Source organism: Kocuria himachalensis (assembly GCF_054784195.1).
Window position 1 is genome coordinate 219,299 of sequence record NZ_BAAGPL010000024.1, and the last position, 17,368, is coordinate 236,666.

Annotated in this window: 15 protein-coding genes; 14 read left to right on the top strand and 1 reads right to left on the bottom strand. The window is 73.1% G+C overall.

The genetic code is table 11. The features are described 5' to 3' along the window. Nucleotides 1-103 precede the first annotated feature (103 nt). Nucleotides 104-1,471, top strand: coding sequence for a replication-associated recombination protein A (locus ACYVM4_RS17195; protein ID WP_460669354.1), 1,368 nt, complete (start codon nt 104-106; stop codon nt 1,469-1,471). Between the two features lie 9 nt (nt 1,472-1,480). Here the strand turns inward: ACYVM4_RS17195 and ACYVM4_RS17200 are convergent, their stop codons facing one another. After that, the gene (locus ACYVM4_RS17200; RefSeq protein ID WP_460669355.1) at nt 1,481-2,449 is read right to left on the bottom strand and encodes a sugar-binding transcriptional regulator; all 969 of its coding nucleotides are present in this window, start codon (nt 2,447-2,449) and stop codon (nt 1,481-1,483) included. Nucleotides 2,450-2,557: 108 nt separating this feature from the next. On the opposite strand from ACYVM4_RS17200, the gene ACYVM4_RS17205 reads away from it, so the two are divergent. The 13 genes from ACYVM4_RS17205 (at nt 2,558) to aroB (ending at nt 17,366) form a co-directional block, all read left to right on the top strand. Then, nucleotides 2,558-4,306, top strand: a complete 1,749-nt coding sequence (locus ACYVM4_RS17205) for a glycerol-3-phosphate dehydrogenase/oxidase (protein WP_368820106.1) — start codon at nt 2,558-2,560, stop codon at nt 4,304-4,306. 137 nt (nt 4,307-4,443) lie between these two features. Next, nucleotides 4,444-5,226: an MIP/aquaporin family protein gene (locus ACYVM4_RS17210; RefSeq protein WP_368820107.1), complete on the top strand. Its 783-nt coding sequence runs from the start codon at nt 4,444-4,446 to the stop codon at nt 5,224-5,226. A 59-nt stretch (nt 5,227-5,285) separates the two neighbouring features. Then, a complete protein-coding gene (gene glpK, locus ACYVM4_RS17215; RefSeq protein ID WP_460669321.1) occupies nt 5,286-6,809 on the top strand; it encodes a glycerol kinase GlpK in 1,524 nt (507 codons plus the stop codon). 360 nt (nt 6,810-7,169) lie between these two features. Then, a complete protein-coding gene (gene rpsD, locus ACYVM4_RS17220; RefSeq protein WP_017832285.1) occupies nt 7,170-7,802 on the top strand; it encodes a 30S ribosomal protein S4 in 633 nt (210 codons plus the stop codon). A 196-nt stretch (nt 7,803-7,998) separates the two neighbouring features. After that, entirely contained in the window at nt 7,999-8,427 is a 429-nt protein-coding gene (locus tag ACYVM4_RS17225; protein WP_368820109.1) for a DUF948 domain-containing protein, read from the top strand. Beyond that, nucleotides 8,424-8,807 carry a hypothetical protein gene (locus ACYVM4_RS17230; RefSeq protein ID WP_460669322.1) on the top strand — a complete coding sequence of 128 codons (384 nt, stop codon included), beginning with the start codon at nt 8,424-8,426 and terminating at the stop codon, nt 8,805-8,807. The genes ACYVM4_RS17225 and ACYVM4_RS17230 overlap by 4 nt, the downstream gene beginning before the upstream one ends. Next, a complete protein-coding gene (alaS, locus tag ACYVM4_RS17235) occupies nt 8,807-11,503 on the top strand; it encodes an alanine--tRNA ligase (protein ID WP_460669323.1) in 2,697 nt (898 codons plus the stop codon). The genes ACYVM4_RS17230 and alaS overlap by 1 nt, the downstream gene beginning before the upstream one ends. Nucleotides 11,504-11,529: 26 nt before the next feature. After that, nucleotides 11,530-12,186 (top strand): Holliday junction resolvase RuvX, encoded by a 657-nt coding sequence (ruvX, locus tag ACYVM4_RS17240; protein WP_368820112.1) that lies wholly within the window; start codon nt 11,530-11,532, stop codon nt 12,184-12,186. After that, entirely contained in the window at nt 12,183-13,406 is a 1,224-nt protein-coding gene (locus ACYVM4_RS17245) for an endolytic transglycosylase MltG (RefSeq protein WP_460669324.1), read from the top strand. The genes ruvX and ACYVM4_RS17245 overlap by 4 nt, the downstream gene beginning before the upstream one ends. Next, nucleotides 13,397-14,290, top strand: a complete 894-nt coding sequence (locus tag ACYVM4_RS17250) for a shikimate dehydrogenase (RefSeq protein WP_460669356.1) — start codon at nt 13,397-13,399, stop codon at nt 14,288-14,290. Before ACYVM4_RS17245 ends, ACYVM4_RS17250 begins: the two co-directional genes overlap by 10 nt. Before the next feature lie 63 nt (nt 14,291-14,353). Then, a complete protein-coding gene (aroC, locus tag ACYVM4_RS17255; RefSeq protein WP_460669325.1) occupies nt 14,354-15,646 on the top strand; it encodes a chorismate synthase in 1,293 nt (430 codons plus the stop codon). Next, nucleotides 15,643-16,254, top strand: a complete 612-nt coding sequence (locus ACYVM4_RS17260; RefSeq protein ID WP_368820116.1) for a shikimate kinase — start codon at nt 15,643-15,645, stop codon at nt 16,252-16,254. Before aroC ends, ACYVM4_RS17260 begins: the two co-directional genes overlap by 4 nt. After that, complete coding sequence (gene aroB, locus ACYVM4_RS17265) at nt 16,251-17,366, top strand: 3-dehydroquinate synthase (RefSeq protein ID WP_460669326.1); 1,116 nt, start codon at nt 16,251-16,253, stop codon at nt 17,364-17,366. Before ACYVM4_RS17260 ends, aroB begins: the two co-directional genes overlap by 4 nt. Nucleotides 17,367-17,368 lie beyond the last annotated feature (2 nt).

Consider the following 17,368-nt stretch of genomic DNA (forward strand, 5'->3'; position numbering starts at 1 on the left):
CCCCGATCCCGGCTCCCGCGCCCCCGGGGACGAGGAGGACCGCGGCGCCCGCCCCGCCGGCCGGGCGCGGCGGTCCCGGTCCCGGGCACCCCTCGCGGTGCGGATGCGACCGCGCCGCCTCGACGAGATCGTGGGCCAGCAGCACCTGCTCAGGCCCGGCTCCCCGCTGCAGGTGCTGGCGGGGGAGGACCGCGGACCGGCGGGACCATCGTCGATCATCCTGTGGGGACCCCCGGGCACGGGCAAGACCACCCTGGCCCACGTGATCGCCCGGGGAGTGTCCCGGAAGTTCGTGGAGCTCTCCGCGATCACCGCCGGCGTCAAGGACGTGCGGAGGGTGATGGACGAGGCGCTCACGGACCGGGACCTGCACGGGCGCACCACGGTGCTGTTCCTCGACGAGATCCACCGCTTCACCAAGGCCCAGCAGGACGCGCTGCTGCCGGGGGTGGAGAACCAGTGGGTGGTGCTGGTGGCTGCCACCACGGAGAACCCGTCCTTCTCGGTGATCTCGCCGCTGCTCTCGCGCTCGCTGCTGCTCACGCTGCAGCCCCTGGAACGCGCCGACATCGGGGCGCTGCTGGACCGCGCCGTCGCCGACCCCCGGGGCCTCGACGGCGAGGTGGCGCTCTCCCCGGAGGCGCGCGAGCACCTCCTGGACCTGTGCGGCGGGGACGCCCGCAAGGCTCTGACCTCCCTCGAGGCCGCCGCCGGGGTCGCATTCTCGGAGCAGCCGGTGCCGCACGGCGAGGGCGACCAGGACGGCGCGGACGGCGCCGCGGACGGCGCCGCGGACGGCGCCGGGGACGACGACGGGGACCGCGCGCGGCCGGTGCCGGTGATCACCCGGGAGCACGCCGAAGAGGCCCTCGACCGGGCGGCGGTGCGCTACGACAAGAACGGCGACCAGCACTACGACGTGGTCAGCGCGTTCATCAAGTCGATCCGCGGCTCGGACGTGGACGCCGCGATGCACTACCTCGCCCGGATGATCGAGGCGGGGGAGGACCCGCGGTTCATCGCCCGCCGGCTCATCATCTCCGCCTCCGAGGACATCGGCACCGCCGACCCGACCGCCCTGCAGACCGCGGTGGCGGCCGCCGACGCCGTCCAGCTCATCGGCATGCCCGAGGGCCGGATCCCGCTGGCCCAGGCCGTGGCGCACCTGGCGACCGCCCCGAAGTCCAACGCCGCCTACACCGCGATCAACGAGGCGATCGCCGACGTCCGCGCGGGCCGGGCCGGTCCCGTCCCGCTCCACCTGCGCGACGCCCACTACCCCGGGGCGGGCCAGCTCGGCCACGGCCGGGGCTACGTCTACTCCCACGACGAGCCCAACGGCGTGGCCGCCCAGCAGTACCCGCCCGACGAGCTCGTCGGCACCGACTACTACCGGCCCACCGAGCACGGCCGCGAGCGCGAGATCGCCCACCGCCTCGAGATCCTGCGGGGCATCGTCCGGGGCCGGTGACCGCCGTGCTCAGCGGCCGAACAGGTGCCGCACCACCGACGCGGCCGTGCGCTCGTCGATCAGCAGGTCCGTGACCACCCCCGCCCGCAGGGCGCCCACCACGCCCGGCACCTTGTGGTCCCCCGCCACCACGCACAGCCGGCGGGGGATCCGCCGCAGCTCCATGGGCGTCGGCCCGCTCGCGCGCCGGTTGTAGTCGATGTCGGCGTAGGTCCCGTCCTCCCGCAGGAAGACCGTGCACACGTCGCCGACCACGCGGTGCGCGGACAGCTCCCGGAGCGCGTCCTCCGGCAGGTAGCCGCTGCTGTACACCTGGGAGATCATCGGCCCGCGGAAGGCCCCCACGCTGAACACCGCCAGGTCCGCCGCGTTGCGCACCGCCAGCACCCGGCGCACCGAGGACTCCTGCCACATCAGCCGCCGCGTCTCCTCCTGGTCGAAGAACGCCGGGGTGGGGAAGGGCAGCAGGGCGGCCCCGAAGGCGGCCGACATCTGCCCGAGCAGCGCCGAGGACTGCGCCGCACCCGTGGAGCGGGCACTGACCGCTCCGTTCATCTGCACCACGACGGCGTCCCGCGTGGCCTTCGGCTGCAGGTGGCTCCCGATCGCCGAGGTCGTGATCCCCCAGGCGACCGCCAGGGTCATCCCGTCCCCGAACCAGTCGCCCAGCAGTCCCGCCGCGGCCCGGGCCACGGACTCCAGCCGCTGCGGCTCCGTGGCCGTGCGCGGCGTGCCCGCCACGTGCACGGTGACCCCGAAGGCCTCCCGCAGCCGGCGGGACAGGTCGTGTCCCGCGTCCGGGGGAGCGGCGAGGCTGATGCGCACGATGCCCCGCTCCCGGGCGGCCTGCAGCATCCGCGAGACCGTGGGGCGGGACACACCGAAGCGGTCCGCCACCGCCTCCATCGTCATGCCCTGCACGTAGTACAGCTCCGCCGCGTGGTGGAGCTCGGCATCACCGTGCATGTTGCCCTCCATGTCCTGCACGTCCGTTCATTTGCTTTGAGCATAGGTGCAATCCGCGACAGAGTGTGATGCAGAGCACGTTACCGGCCCGAAACCCACCGCCCCGAGGAGTTCCCCACCATGGCCCACCCCGCACTCTCCAGCACCGAACGCGACCGGGCGCTCGCCGAGTTCTCCGGCGGCCCCGAGCTCGACGTCCTCGTGGTCGGCGGAGGCATCACCGGCGCCGGCATCGCCCTCGACGCCGTCACCCGCGGCCTGCGCACCGGCATCGTCGAGGCCCAGGACTGGGCCGGCGGCACCTCCCAGTGGTCCTCCAAGCTCGTCCACGGCGGACTGCGCTACCTCCAGCAGCTGGACTTCAAGCTGGTCTCCGAGGCCCTGCGGGAGCGCGAGCTGCTGCTGGACTTCCTCGCCCCCCACCTCGTCAAGCCCGTGCCCTTCCTCTACCCGCTGACCCACCGCTTCTGGGAGCGCCCCTACGTCACCGCCGGGATCGGCCTCTACGACGCCCTGGCCCACATCGGCGCCAAGGTCGCGACCCTGCCCTACCAGCGGCACTACGGCTTCAAGGGCGTCCAGCGGGTCTTCCCCGACGTGAAGCCCGGCTCCATGGTCGGCGCCGTCCAGTACTGGGACGGCCAGGTCGACGACGCCCGCCTCGTCGTGACCATCGTGCGGACCGCCGTGCGCTACGGCGCGCTCGCCGCCAACCGGACCAGGGCGGTGGCCTTCCCGACGGACGAGACCGGACGCGTCGTGGGGGCCACCGTCCGGGACCTCGAGACGGGGGCGGAGCACACGGTCCGGGCGAAGACGGTCATCGCCGCCACCGGGGTGTGGACCGAGCAGACGCAGGACCTGGCGCACGCCGAGGGCGGGCTGAAGGTGCTGGCCTCCAAGGGCATCCACATCATCGTGCCCCGCGATCGGATCCGCGGCGAGAAGGGGCTCATCCTGCAGACCGAGAAGTCCGTGCTGTTCATCATCCCGTGGGCGCGGTACTGGATCATCGGCACCACCGACACCCCCTACCACCAGGACCTGGTCAACCCGGTGGCCACGGCCGAGGACATCGACTACGTCATCGACCACGCCAACGTGGTCCTGGACCGCCCGCTCACCCGCGAGGACGTCATCGGCACGTACGCCGGGCTGCGGCCGCTGCTGCAGCCGGGGACGAAGAAGGGCGGCGGGGACGCGCAGTCCACGAAGATCTCCCGGGAGCACACCGTGACCGAGGTGGCCCCCGGGCTGATCACGATCGCCGGCGGCAAGCTCACCACCTACCGGGTGATGGCCGAGGACGCCGTGGACCTCGCCCTGGGCGAGGAGCGGGCCAAGGCCGTGCCCTCGGTCACGGATCGCACGCCGCTGCTGGGCGCCGAGGGCTACCTCGCGCTGAGCCGCCAGGCCGGCACCCTGGGCGCCCGGTACGACTGGAACGAGGAGCGGGTGCGGCACCTGCTCGGCCGCTACGGGTCGGCGATCACCGAGATCGCCGAGCTCGTGGAGGAGCGCCCCGACCTGGGCCGCCCGCTGGAGGGCGCCCCGGCCTACCTGAGGGCGGAGATCGTGCACGCCTGCACCCACGAGGGCGCGCTGCACCTCGAGGACCTCTACGACACCCGCACCCGGCTCACCTGGGAGCAGGCCCGCCACGGCCTCGACGCGGTCGAGGAGGTCGCGGACCTCGCGGCCGAGGCCCTCGGCTGGGACGAGCAGCGGCGCGGGGCCGAGGTCGAGGCCTACCGGCTCCGCTGCGCGGCGGAGGACGCGGCCGCCGGCACCTCCGACGACACCGCGGCGGCCGCCGCACGGGCCGCCGCCCCCGACGTCCTGGAGCTCGTGCGCCCCTCCGACGCCTGAGCGCCTCCGGGTCCCCGTCCCGCCGCACCTCGCCCCGCGTCCACCAACCCACCCCAACCCACCCTCCCCCACCGGCCGTCCCCGACGGGCGGCCGGTCCGTCCAGTCCGCACCACCTGAGGAGTCGCAGTGCTGTCGATGTCGAACGTTGTGGTCCAGGCCGTCGCGCCTACCGTGCCCATCTCCCTGTCCACCGTCTTCTGGTCCGAGGTCGCGGGCACCGCGATGCTGATCCTGCTCGGCGCGGGCGTGGTCGCCAACGCCGTGCTGCCGAGGACCAAGGGCCTGGCCGGCGGGTTCCTGATGATCAACTTCGGGTGGGGCCTGGCGGTGTTCGCCGGTGTCTACGTCGCCTGGCAGTCCGGCGCGCACCTGAACCCCGCCGTGACCGTGGGCCTGTGGGCCAGCGGCGCCGAGGAGTACGCCCCCGGCGTGGCGGTCGGCCTCGTCAGCACGCTCGTCTACCTCGCCGCAGAGCTGACCGGCGCCTTCCTGGGCGCCGTCCTCGCCTTCCTCGCCTACAAGAAGCACTTCGACGAGGACGCGGACGCGGAGACCAAGCTCGCCGTGTTCTCCACCGGCCCGGCCATCCGCTCGTACGGCTGGAACGTGGTCACCGAGGTGCTCGGCACCTTCGTCCTGGTCCTCGTCATCCTGCTCTTCGGCAACACGCCCTCGGAGATCGGGCCGCTGGCCGTGGCGCTGCTCGTCGTCGGCATCGGCGCGAGCCTCGGCGGGCCCACGGGCTACGCCATCAACCCCGCCCGTGACCTCGGTCCGCGCATCGCCCACGCCGTCCTGCCCATCCGCGGCAAGGGCTCCAGCGACTGGGCCTACGCCTGGGTCCCGATCGTGGGCCCGCTCATCGGCGCTGTGCTCGCCGGCGGCTTCTACCAGCTGTACGCCAACGTTCCCGCCTGACGTCCGCACCACCACCGACCGACCCGTCCACGACACCACCACGAAGTGAGGGACCACCCATGAGCACCGACACCAAGTACGTCATGGCCATCGACCAGGGCACCACGAGCTCCCGCGCGATCATCTTCGACCATCGGGGCACGATCGTCAGCACCGGCCAGCTCGAGCACGAGCAGATCTTCCCGCGCGCCGGCTGGGTGGAGCACGACCCCATGGAGATCTGGCGCAACGTCCGCAAGGTCGTCGCGGACGCCGAGGCCTCCGCCGAGATCAACGCCCGGGACCTGGCCGCCGTGGGCATCACCAACCAGCGCGAGACCACCGTGGTCTGGGACCGCACCACGGGGGAGCCCGTCTACAACGCCATCGTCTGGCAGGACACCCGCACCCAGAAGATCGTGGAGGAGCTCGGCGGGGAGGCCGGCCCGGACCGGTACAAGGACCGGGTGGGCCTTCCCCTGGCCAGCTACTTCTCGGGGCCGAAGGTGAAGTGGATCCTGGACAACGTGGACGGCGCCCGGGAGCGGGCCGAGCGCGGGGAGCTGCTCCTGGGCAACACCGACTCCTGGCTGGTGTGGAACATGACCGGCGGCGTGGACGGCGGGGTGCACGTCACCGACGTGACCAACGCCTCGCGCACCATGCTGATGAACCTGGCGACCCTCGACTGGAACGAGGAGATCTGCGCCGACATGGGCATCCCCACGTCGATGCTCCCCGAGATCCGCTCCTCCTCCGAGGTCTACGGCCAGGGCCGCACCCGCGGCTTCCTCAAGGACGTGCCGATCGCCGGCATCCTGGGCGACCAGCAGGCCGCGATGTTCGGGCAGGCGTGCTTCGAGAAGGGCATGGGCAAGAACACCTACGGCACGGGCAGCTTCGTGCTGATGAACGTGGGCACCGAGGTGGTGCACTCGGAGAACGGGCTGCTGAGCACCGTGTGCTACAAGATCGGCGACCAGGACGCCGTCTACGCACTGGAGGGATCCATCGCCGTCACCGGGTCCCTGGTCCAGTGGCTGCGCGACAACCTGGGCATCATCTCCTCCGCGCCGCAGGTCGAGTCCCTGGCCGCGTCGGTCGAGGACAACGGCGGGGCCTACTTCGTCCCGGCCTTCAGCGGCCTGTTCGCCCCGTACTGGCGCTCGGACGCCCGCGGCGCCCTGGTGGGCCTGACCCGCTACGTCAACAAGGGCCACATCGCCCGGGCCGCCCTGGAGGCCACGGCCTACCAGTCCCGCGAGGTGGTCGAGGCGATGAACGCCGACGCCGGGGTGGACATCACCGAGCTCAAGGTGGACGGCGGGATGACCGCCAACGAGCTGCTCATGCAGTTCCAGGCGGACCAGCTCGGGGTGCCCGTGATCCGCCCGGAGGTCACCGAGACCACGGCCCTCGGCGCCGCGTACGCCGCGGGCATCGCCGTCGGCTTCTGGTCCGGGACGGAGGAGGTCACCGCGAACTGGGCCGAGAACAAGCGCTGGGAGCCGCAGATGGAGGACGCCGAGCGCGGCCGGCTGTTCCGCAACTGGCAGAAGGCCGTCACCAAGACCTTCGACTGGGTGGACGAGGACGTCGACTGACCGCGTCCTCTCCGAGGGCTCGCCGCCGGAGCGCCGTCCGGGACTCCCGGGCGGCGCTCCGGCGCGCCGGGACCGGGACGGAGGCCGGCCAGCGCTGCGAGGACCCGGAGGCGCGCCACGCCCCCGCACACGCTATAGTGGGACGTCGGCCGGCAAGGCCCGTGCTCCCGCACGCCCGGCGCACCGCCTCAACCACGGTGCACGGCGCGCGGCCACGGTGCTTGCAGGACAGGAGGATTGCGGCTGATCCTCACCTCTCCGGCGGGACCGATCCCGTCCTCGGAGGCCGGACCGTACAGAACACGCTCCCCCCGCACCGGACTCCGGACGGGGGAGAGCACCGCATTGTGAAAGGTAAACGTGGCTAACAACACGCGTGCGCGCCGCCAGGTGCGCAAGTCCCGCGCCCTCGGGATCGCCCTGACCCCGAAGGCCGAGAAGTACTTCGAGCGCCGTCCCTACGGCCCCGGTGAGCACGGCCGTGCCCGCCGGAAGGCCGACTCGGACTACGCCGTCCGTCTGCGCGAGAAGCAGCGTCTCCGGGCGCAGTACAACATCCGCGAGAAGCAGATGCACATCGCCTACGTCGAGGCCAAGCGCCAGGAGGGCCAGACCGGTGAGAACCTGGTCGCCCTGCTGGAGTCCCGCCTGGACGCCCTGGTCCTGCGCTCCGGCTTCGCCCGGACCATGGCCCAGGCCCGCCAGATGGTCGTGCACCGCCACATCCTGGTGGACGGCGAGCGGGTGGACCGTCCCTCCTACCAGGTCAAGGAGGGTCAGCTGATCCACGTGCACGCCAAGTCGGAGAAGATGGTGCCCTTCCAGGTCGCCGCCGCCGGCGCGCACCAGGCCGTGCTGCCCGACACCCCGGGCTACCTCGACGTGCAGATCGAGAAGCTGCAGGCCAAGCTGGTGCGCAAGCCCAAGCGCGCCGAGGTCCCCGTGACCTGCGAGGAGCAGCTCGTGGTGGAGTACTACGCCCGCATGGCCTGATCCTGCGGGCTCCTGCCGCCGGGACACCCCCGGGGGGCAGGGCCTTCCCTGCGGAGAGCCCGCGGCGCCTGCGCCGCGGGCTCTCCCGTTCGGTACAGTTGATCCCCGGGCACCGCGCCGGTGCCCGTCCCCGCACGCCCGGGCGGTCCCGCCGTCCCGGCCCCCTCGACCCGACCAGCTAGGAGCGCGCCGCCCCATGACCGGTGGAGAAATCGCAGGACTGCTCGCCGCGGGGGTGTTCGCCGTGCTGGTGCTCCTGCTCGCGGTGCCGATCCTCAAGCTCGGCAAGGTCTTCGACGAGCTGCGGCTGACGATCCGCTCGCTCAACAACGAGACCGTCCCCCTCATCGACGAGGTCACCCGCACCGTGTCGACCACCAACTCGCAGCTCGAGAAGGTGGACGGCATCACGACCAACGTCTCCGATGCCTCCGCGAACGTCTCCGCGCTGTCCTCCCTGGTGGCCTCCACCGTGGGCCAGCCGCTGATCAAGGTCGCCGCGTTCTCGCACGGCGTGCGCCGCGCGTTCACGGGCGACACCGCCGCGGAGGGCTCCCACCGGGCCGACCGCTTCGGGACCGCCGACGAGCAGGTCCCCGGCACCCCGGGGGAGGACCGTCCATGAGCTTCTGGGGCAGGCTCGCCCTCGTGGCCGCCGGCGGCGTCCTCGGCGCCGCCGCCACCCGGTTCGCCCGCTCACCCGGCCAGGACCTGTCCGTGCCGGGCGCCCCCGGCGCCGCACGCACCCCCCGGCCCGGGGACTGGCGCTCCCGGCTCTACCGCTTCGCCGCCACCGTGCGCGCGGGCATGGACGAGCGCGAGGCCGAGCTGCGCGAGTCCTTCGGCGTCGCCGCGCCCCGGCGGCCGGGCCCGCGCCTGTCTGCCCGTGACGCCGCCCCGCCGGTGCTCGACGGCACCGCCGCCCCCCGCGCGGACGGGACCGCGGCGGACCCCACCGACCCCTCGACACCCCCCTCGACCCACCGCGAAGGAAAGCACCGGTAATGCTGTCTCAGGAAATCACCAAGCGCTGGCTGGACTACTTCGAAGGCCAGGGCCACACCGTGGTGCCCTCGGCCTCACTGATCTCCTCCCAGCCCGGTGCCATGTTCACGATCGCGGGCATGGTCCCGTTCATCCCGTACTTCCTCGGCCAGGAGACCGCCCCCTACCGGCGCGCCGCGTCCATCCAGAAGTGCATCCGCACCCTCGACATCGACGAGGTGGGCAAGACCGCCCGGCACGGCACGTTCTTCCAGATGGCCGGCAACTTCTCCTTCGGCGACTACTTCAAGGAGCGCGCCATCCCCATGGCGTGGGAGCTGCTCACCGGCCCGCTCGAGAAGGGCGGCTTCGGGCTCGACCCCGAGCGGCTGTGGGTGACCGTCTACGAGGGCGACGAGGAGTCCTACACGCTCTGGAAGGACACGGTGGGCGTGCCCGCCGAGCGGATCCAGCGCATGGGACGGGACGAGAACTACTGGGACACCGGCCAGCCCGGCCCCGCGGGCCCCGACTCCGAGATCTTCTACGACCGCGGCCCCCGGTACGGCCAGGAGGGCGGACCGGCGGTCGACGACGACCGCTACATCGAGATCTGGAACCTCGTCTTCATGCAGTACCAGCGCGGTGAGGGCTCGGGCAAGGACTACGAGATCCTGAGCGACCTGCCGGAGCAGAACATCGACACCGGCCTGGGCGTCGAGCGCCTGGCCATGCTGCTCCAGGGCGTCGAGAACTTCTACGAGACCGACCAGGTCCGCCCCGTCCTGGACAAGGCGGCCGAGCTCTCCGGGAGGCGCTACCACGGCTCCGAGAAGCCGGGGGAGGAGGGCTACGACGACGACGTGCGGATGCGCGTGGTCGCCGACCACGTCCGCTCCTCGCTGATGCTCATCGCGGACGGCGTGAGCCCGTCCAACGAAGGCCGCGGGTACATCCTGCGCCGCCTGCTGCGCCGCGCGATCCGCGCGATGCGCCTGATGGGCGTCACCGAGCCGTGCCTGCCCGTGCTGCTGCCCGCGTCCCGGGACGCCATGCGCGGCGTCTACCCCTACGTGGCCGAGGACTTCGAGCGGATCTCCCGGATCGCCTACGCCGAGGAGCGGGCGTTCCTGAAGACCATCGAGTCCGGGACCACCCGGCTCAACGAGGCGGTGGCCGGCGCCAGGCGGCAGGGTCAGGCCGTCTCCGGCGCGGAGGCCTTCGCCCTGCACGACACCTACGGCTTCCCCATCGACCTCACCCTCGAGATGGCCGCCGAGGCCGGGGTCGCGGTCGACGAGACGGCGTTCCGCGGTCTCATGGAGGAGCAGCGCCACCGCGCGCAGCAGGACGCCCGCGCCAAGAAGGGCGCCCACGCCGACCTCTCGGTGTTCCGCCGGCTCGTCGACGAGGGCGGCTCGGTGTTCACCGGCTACACCCGGCTGGGCCACGAGACCGTGCTGCGCGCCCTGCTGCAGGACGGCGTGACCGTCCCTGCCGCGCCCGCGGGGACGCACGTCGAGGTCGTCCTCGACGAGACGCCGTTCTACGCCGAGGCCGGCGGACAGGCCGCCGACCGGGGCACGATCAGCGGCGACGGCTTCGTGCTCGAGGTCACCGACGTCCAGCAGCCCGTGAAGGGGCTGTCCGTGCACCAGGCGGTGGTGCGGGAGGGCGAGGCCCTCTCCGGGGCCGCGGTGCTCGCCCAGGTGGACGTCGCCCGGAGGCGGGCCGCCGAGGCCGCCCACACCGGCACCCACATCGTCCACGCGGCCCTGCACGACATCCTCGGCCCCGAGGCCGTCCAGCGCGGCTCCTTCAACAAGGAGGGCTACCTGCGCTTCGACTTCGCGTGGGGCGAGGGTCTCGCGGAGGCCCAGCGCCAGGAGATCGAGGAGGTCTCCAACGCGGCGATCCACGCCAACCACGAGGTCGTGACGCAGGAGATGGCCCTCGACGAGGCCAAGGCCATGGGCGCCATGTCCCTGTTCGGCGAGAAGTACGGGGACCGGGTGCGCGTGGTCGAGCTGAACGGCCCGTGGTCGCGGGAGCTGTGCGGCGGCACGCACGTGGGCGGCACCGCCCAGATCGGCTCGCTCACCCTGCTCACCGAGCAGTCCGTGGGCTCGGGCAACCGCCGCGTCGAGGCGCTCGTGGGCCTGGACTCGTTCCGGCACCTCGCCGCCGAGCGGACGCTCGTGCACCAGCTCACCGGCATGCTCAAGGTGCAGTCCTCCGCGGAGCTGCCCGAACGCCTGGCGGGCACCCTCGAGAAGCTGAAGTCGGCCGAGAAGGAGCTCTCGGTCCTGCGCCGGGAGAAGCTCCAGGCGCAGGCCGGCTCCCTGCTCGACGGGGTGCGCCAGGTCGGCGCGGTCAAGGTCCTGACCCACGACATGGGCGAGGTCTCCGGGGCCGACGACGTCCGTTCGCTCGCCCTCGACCTGCGCGGCCGGATGACGGCCGAGCCGTTCGTCGTCGCCGTCACGGGCACGGCCAAGGGCCGTCCCCTGGTCCTCGTGGCCACCACCGAGGGCGCCCGCGAGGCCGGGGTGCAGGCCGGCCGGCTCGTGCGCACCGCCGCCAAGGTCCTCGGCGGCGGCGGCGGCGGCAAGGACGACATCGCCCAGGGAGGCGGGCAGGACCCCGCGCAGACCGGGGCCGCCCTGGACGCCGTGCTGGCCGACATCGCCCGGGCGACGGGCGGCGCCGCCGCGTGAGCGACGCCTGCGCCCGAGGACGGCGGATGGGGGTCGACGTCGGCCTCGTCCGCGTCGGGGTCGCCCTGTGCGACCCCGACGGCATCCTCGCCACGCCGCTCACCACGCTGCGGCGCGACCCCCGGAAGGGCTTCGACGTGAAGCTGCTGGCCGGGCTGGTCCAGGAGCACGACGTCGTCGCCGTCTACGTCGGTCTGCCCCGCAGCCTCGACGGCGGGGAGAACGCCTCGACCGCGATGGCGAGGGACTACGCGGAGGCCCTCGTGCGGCGGCTGCGCGTGAAGGGCCGCGACGTTCCGGTGCGGCTGGTCGACGAGCGCCTCAGCACGGTGGACGCCCACCGGGCGCTGCTGGAGGCCGGGGTCTCCCGCCGCGACCACATGGACAAGGTCGACCAGGTGGCCGCGGCCACCATCCTGCAGAGCGCCCTGGACCGGGCCAAGGCGACCGGCGCGGAGCCCGGCGCGCCGGTGGACCCGCCGGTTCCCGCCGCCCCGGACCCCGCCGTCCCGCATAATGGGAGTGACCACGACGGGCAGGGTCCCGCCGTGGCGCACCGCGGGGAGTCGACCACCGGAGCCGGGAACACGGCCGAGGACACCGCCGAGGACACCGCCGGAGCGCCCGACCGGGCGCGGACGGCACCGTTGACGACCACCGATCCGGACGGAGAGCATTCGTGAGCGACGACCCGTACGACCAGTCGGCGCCCCGCCGAGCCGAGGCGCCCCGCGAGTCGTCCGGCGGCGGTCTGGGCAGCCTGCTGGACTCCCCGTCGTCGCGGGAGCCCTCCACGGGCCTGCGCGGCGCCTTCGAGCACGAGGAGCTCACCCCCGAGCAGGTCGAGCGGCGCCGGCGCCGCGGCCGGGTGTCCCTGACCACGGCCATCGCCCTGTTCCTGCTCGCCGCGCTGATCACCGTGTCCGTGCTCGCCTCCACCTTCGGGTGGTTCGAGATCCGGGACTACCGCGGCGACGGCAAGGACCTCGTGACCTTCTCCGTGGCCGAGGGCGCCACCACCGGTCAGGTCGCCGTCGCCCTCGAGGCGCAGGGGATCGTGGCGGACGCCGAGACGTTCATCGAGACCTACCAGGAGGACCACGCCGAGCAGTTCATCCAGCCGGGCGAGTACGAGCTGCGCACGGAGATGAGCTCGGAGGCCGCCGTGGGCACCCTCATGGAGGAGGACGAGGCCAGCCACTACGCGGCGGTCAACCGGACCCTACGCATGTCCGACGTGTTCGGGGTCCTCAGCGAGTCCACCGGCATCCCCGTCTCCGAGTTCGAGGCCTACCGGGAGGACACGGAGACGTTCGGGATCCCGGACCGCTTCCCGACCCTCGAGGGCTGGCTGCACCCGGGCGAGTACCGGTTCCCGCTGGACGCCACGGCGGAGCAGATCCTGCGGACCATGGTGGACAGCACCCGGGCGACCCTCGACGAGAACGGCATCACCGACGAGGACGAGATCTTCGAGGCCCTCACCATCGGCTCGATCATCGAGTTCGAGGTCCAGCCCGAGCACTACGACGTGGTGGCCGGCGCGATCGAGAACCGCCTCGAGAACCCCGAGGGCGAGACTTCCGGGTTCATCCAGTCCGACGCGTCCGTGACCTACGGCCTCGACCGCAGGAGCTACGACTTCTCGGAGGAGGAGCGCCGCGACAAGTCCAACCGGTACAACACCTTCGCCAACCCGGGACTGCCGGTGGGCCCGATCGGCTCCCCGGGCGACGCCGCCATCGCGGCGGCCGCCGACCCGCAGGACAACGACTACTACTTCTGGGTGACCGTGGACCTCGAGACGGGCGAGACGAAGTTCGCCGAGACCTACGCCGAGCACCTGGGGTACGTGGAGGAGTACAACCAGTGGTGCAGCGAGAACGAGGGCCGGTGCGGGTGAGCCCCGCCCGTGCCGCCGTGGTGGGCCACCCCATCGGCCACTCGAGGTCCCCGGACCTGCACCGCGCCGCGTACGCGGTGCTGGGCGAGGACGTGCACTACGACGCCCACGACCTGGTCGAGGAGCAGCTCCCGCCGTTCGTCGACGCCCGCCGCGGCGACCCCGCCTGGCGCGGGCTGTCGGTGACGATGCCCCTCAAGTCGGTCGCCGCCGCGTGCGCCGACGAGCTGACCGCCCTCGGGGACGCGGTCGGCGCGGTCAACACCCTGCTCTTCCGCCCGGACGGGACGGTGCTGGGCCACAACACCGACGTCACCGGCATCGTGGGCGCCGTGCTCGCGGCGGGCACCGTGCCGGACGCACCCCGGGCCGCCGTCCTCGGCGGGGGCGGCACGGCCACGGCCGCCGTCGCCGCCGCGCAGCGGCTCGGAGCCGCCTCCGTGGACGTCTTCGTGCGCTCCGCCCCCCGCGCCGGACGCGCCGTGGAGGCGGGGCGCCGGCTCGGGATCCCCGTGCGCCTGCGGACGTGGGACGAGGCGCCGGGCCTCCTGGCCGGCTACGACGTGGTCGTCTCGACCCTCCCGCCGCACGGCGCGGACGAGCTGGCGGCGCAGCTGGAGGCCGCCGCCCCGGCCACCACGGGCGTCCTCCTGGACGCCGCCTACGACCCGTGGCCGTCGGCGATCGCCGGGGCCTGGTCCCGGGCCGGGGGAGCGGTGGCCCCCGGACTCGATATGCTGATCTTCCAGGCGGTGGACCAGATCCGCCTCTTCACCGGCCGCGACCCGGGCACCACCCTGCCCCGCGAGCAGGACGTGGTCGCGGCGATGTGCACGGCCGTGGGGCGGCCCATCTTCGCCACCCCGTCCCTGCCCCGCACCTGAGACCTGTCGGCGGCCGCGCCCTCCGGGGCCCTGCCGCCGCGACCCCGAACGGAAAGAGTTGTTATGTTGCGTTGGCTCACGGCCGGCGAGTCACACGGCGAGGCGCTCGTCGGGATCATCGAGGGCGTTCCGGCGGGTGTCAGCCTGACCAGCCAGGACGTCCGCGACGCCCTGGCCCGCCGCCGCCTCGGCTACGGGCGCGGCGCGCGGATGAAGTTCGAGCAGGACCAGGTGCGCCTGCTCGGCGGCGTCCGCCACGGCGTGACCCAGGGCGGGCCGGTGGCGATCGAGATCGCCAACACCGAGTGGCCCAAGTGGCGCGAGGTGATGTCCGCCGATCCCGTGGACCCGGACGTGCTCGCGGGCCGCGCCCGCAACGCCCCCCTGACCCGCCCCCGCCCCGGCCACGCCGATCTCACCGGCATGCAGAAGTACGGCTTCGACGAGGCCCGGCCCGTGCTCGAGCGGGCCAGCGCCCGGGAGACCGCCACGCGCGTGGCCCTCGGGGCCGTCGCCGCGAAGATCCTCGAGGCCGTGGGGGTGCACCTCGTCTCCCACACGACCGCCGTGGGCGCCGTCAGCGCCCCGGTGGACGCCCCGCGCCCGCTGCCGTCCGACGTCCCCGCCCTCGACGCCGACCCCCTGCGCTGCTTCGACCCCGCCACGGCGGAGACCATGGTGGCAACGGTGGACGCCGCCCACAAGGACGGGGAGACCCTCGGCGGCGTCGTCGAGGTCCTCGCCTACGGGCTGCCGCCGGGGCTCGGCTCCTACGTGCACTGGGACCGCCGGCTGGACTCCCGCCTGGCCGGGGCCCTGATGGGCATCCAGGCCATCAAGGGGGTCGAGGTCGGGGACGGCTTCCTGACCGCCGGCCGGCCCGGCTCGGAGGCCCACGACGAGATCTCCCGCGGCGCCGACGGCGTCGTGCGCCGCGTGAGCAACCGGGCCGGCGGGATCGAGGGCGGCATGTCCATCGGGGACGTCCTGCGCGTGCGCGCGGCCATGAAGCCGATCGCCACCGTGCCGAAGGCCCTGCGCACCGTCGACGTCGCCACCGGCGAGGCCGCCCGCGCCCACCACCAGCGCTCGGACGTCTGCGCCGTGCCCGCGGCCGGTGTGGTCGCCGAGGCGATGGTGGCCCTCGTGCTGGCCGACGCCGTGACGGAGAAGTTCGGCGGGGACTCGATCACCGAGACCGCCCGCAACAAGGACGCCTACCTCGCCTCGATACCGGAGTCCCTGCACTCCGCCGGCGAGCTCGGGGCGTTCGAGGACGACGTCGCCGCGACGCGCGACGACCACATGGGCGACCCCCTCGTGGCGCCCGCAGAGAGCGGGGAGGGCCAGGCGTGAACGCGCAGTTCCCCGCCCCGGCCGACGCCGCCGCGGCCCCGCAGCGACCCGTGGTGCTGATCGGGCCCATGGCCGCCGGCAAGTCCTTCCTGGCGCTGCACATGTCCAAGTTCTACGGCTACGACTTCGTGGACGCGGACCAGGTCATCGTCTCCCGCTACGGGGTGATCTCGAAGATCTTCGCCGAGCACGGCGAGAAGTACTTCCGCGACCTCGAGGCGGACACCGTCGCCGAGATCCTCCGGGACCCCGACCACGCCAACGCGATCTTCTCCGTGGGCGGCGGCGCCCCCATGACCCCGTCCACCCGGGAGCTGCTGCGCCACGAGCTCGTCGCCTACCTCGAGGTCGACACCGAGACCGTGCTGCCCCGGATCAGCGGCAACCGGACCCGCCCCATGCTCCAGCCGGACCCGGAGCGGCGCTGGCAGGAGCTCTACGACTCCCGCCGCGCCTGCTACGAGGAGCTCGCCGACATCACCCTCGACGGCCGGGGCAACCGGCCCGTCGCCGAGATCGGCGCCGACCTCGAGGCGGAGCTCACCCGCCTGCGCTCCCACCGGAGCGCCGGCGGCACCACCGACAGCACCCAGGAGGTCCAGGCATGAGCGAGTCCGCTCCCCGCACCGTCACGACCATTCCCGTCACCGGGGACCGCCCGGCCGAGAATTACGACGTCCTCGTGGGCCACGGGCTGCTCGGGGAGATCCCGCGCGTGCTCGGCGACCGGGTCCAGCGCGTGCTCGTCATCCACCCGCGGGCGCTGCGCAGCACCGGCGACGTGGTGATGGAGGAGCTGCGCGGCCAGGGCTACCAGGCGTTCACCGCCGAGATCCCGGACGCCGAGGAGGGCAAGCACGTCCAGGTGGCGTCCTTCTGCTGGCAGGTCCTCGGGCAGAACGACTTCACCCGCTCCGACGCGGTCGTCTCCGTGGGCGGGGGAGCGGTCTCCGACCTCGCGGGCTTCGTGGCCGCCACCTGGCTGCGCGGCGTGCGCGTGGTGCACGTGCCCACCACCCTGCTCGGCATGGTCGACGCCGCCGTGGGCGGCAAGACCGGGATCAACACGGCCGAGGGCAAGAACCTCGTCGGCGCCTTCCACCCGCCCGCGGCCGTCCTCTGCGACCTCGACACGCTGCGGACGCTGCCCGAGAACGAGCTGCTCACCGGCATGGCGGAGGTCGTCAAGTGCGGCTTCATCGCCGACGAGCGGATCCTCGAGCTCATCGAGGCCCACCCGGCGGCGGTGCGCGACTCGCAGTCCGAGGTGGTGCGCGAGCTCGTGGAGCGCAGCATCCGGGTCAAGGCCGAGATCGTCTCCGGCGACCTGCGCGAGGCCGGCCGCCGTGAGGTCCTCAACTACGGGCACACCCTCGGCCACGCGATCGAGCACAACGAGCGCTACCAGTGGCGCCACGGCGCCGCGGTGTCCGTAGGGATGGTCTTCGCCGCGGAGCTCGCCCGCACCGCCGGGAACCTGGCCGACGACGTCGTCGAGCGCCACCGCAGCGTCCTCGCCTCCCTCGGGCTGCCGACCACGTACCGGTGGGACCAGTGGCCGCGGCTGCTGGAGGTCATGAAGCGGGACAAGAAGACCCGCGGGAACCTGCTGCGCTTCATCGTCCTCGACGCCGTCGGCCGGCCCCGCGTGCTCGAGGTCCCCGACCCCGCGATCCTCTTCGCCACCTACCAGGAGATCGCCGAGGGCGCGCCCAGCTAGAC

Bases quoted from the DNA above. Each gene is read 5' to 3' on its own strand.
- ACYVM4_RS17205 (WP_368820106.1), top strand. From the start codon at position 2,558: ATGGCCCACCCCGCACTCTCCAGCACCGAACGCGACCGGGCGCTCGCC.
- ACYVM4_RS17230 (WP_460669322.1), top strand. From the start codon at position 8,424: ATGAGCTTCTGGGGCAGGCTCGCCCTCGTGGCCGCCGGCGGCGTCCTC.
- aroC (WP_460669325.1), top strand. From the start codon at position 14,354: ATGTTGCGTTGGCTCACGGCCGGCGAGTCACACGGCGAGGCGCTCGTC.
- ACYVM4_RS17195 (WP_460669354.1), top strand. From the start codon at position 104: ATGCGACCGCGCCGCCTCGACGAGATCGTGGGCCAGCAGCACCTGCTC.
- glpK (WP_460669321.1), top strand. From the start codon at position 5,286: ATGAGCACCGACACCAAGTACGTCATGGCCATCGACCAGGGCACCACG.
- ruvX (WP_368820112.1), top strand. From the start codon at position 11,530: ATGGGGGTCGACGTCGGCCTCGTCCGCGTCGGGGTCGCCCTGTGCGAC.
- ACYVM4_RS17225 (WP_368820109.1), top strand. From the start codon at position 7,999: ATGACCGGTGGAGAAATCGCAGGACTGCTCGCCGCGGGGGTGTTCGCC.
- ACYVM4_RS17200 (WP_460669355.1), bottom strand. From the start codon at position 2,449: ATGGAGGGCAACATGCACGGTGATGCCGAGCTCCACCACGCGGCGGAG.
- ACYVM4_RS17210 (WP_368820107.1), top strand. From the start codon at position 4,444: ATGTCGAACGTTGTGGTCCAGGCCGTCGCGCCTACCGTGCCCATCTCC.
- alaS (WP_460669323.1), top strand. From the start codon at position 8,807: ATGCTGTCTCAGGAAATCACCAAGCGCTGGCTGGACTACTTCGAAGGC.
- aroB (WP_460669326.1), top strand. From the start codon at position 16,251: ATGAGCGAGTCCGCTCCCCGCACCGTCACGACCATTCCCGTCACCGGG.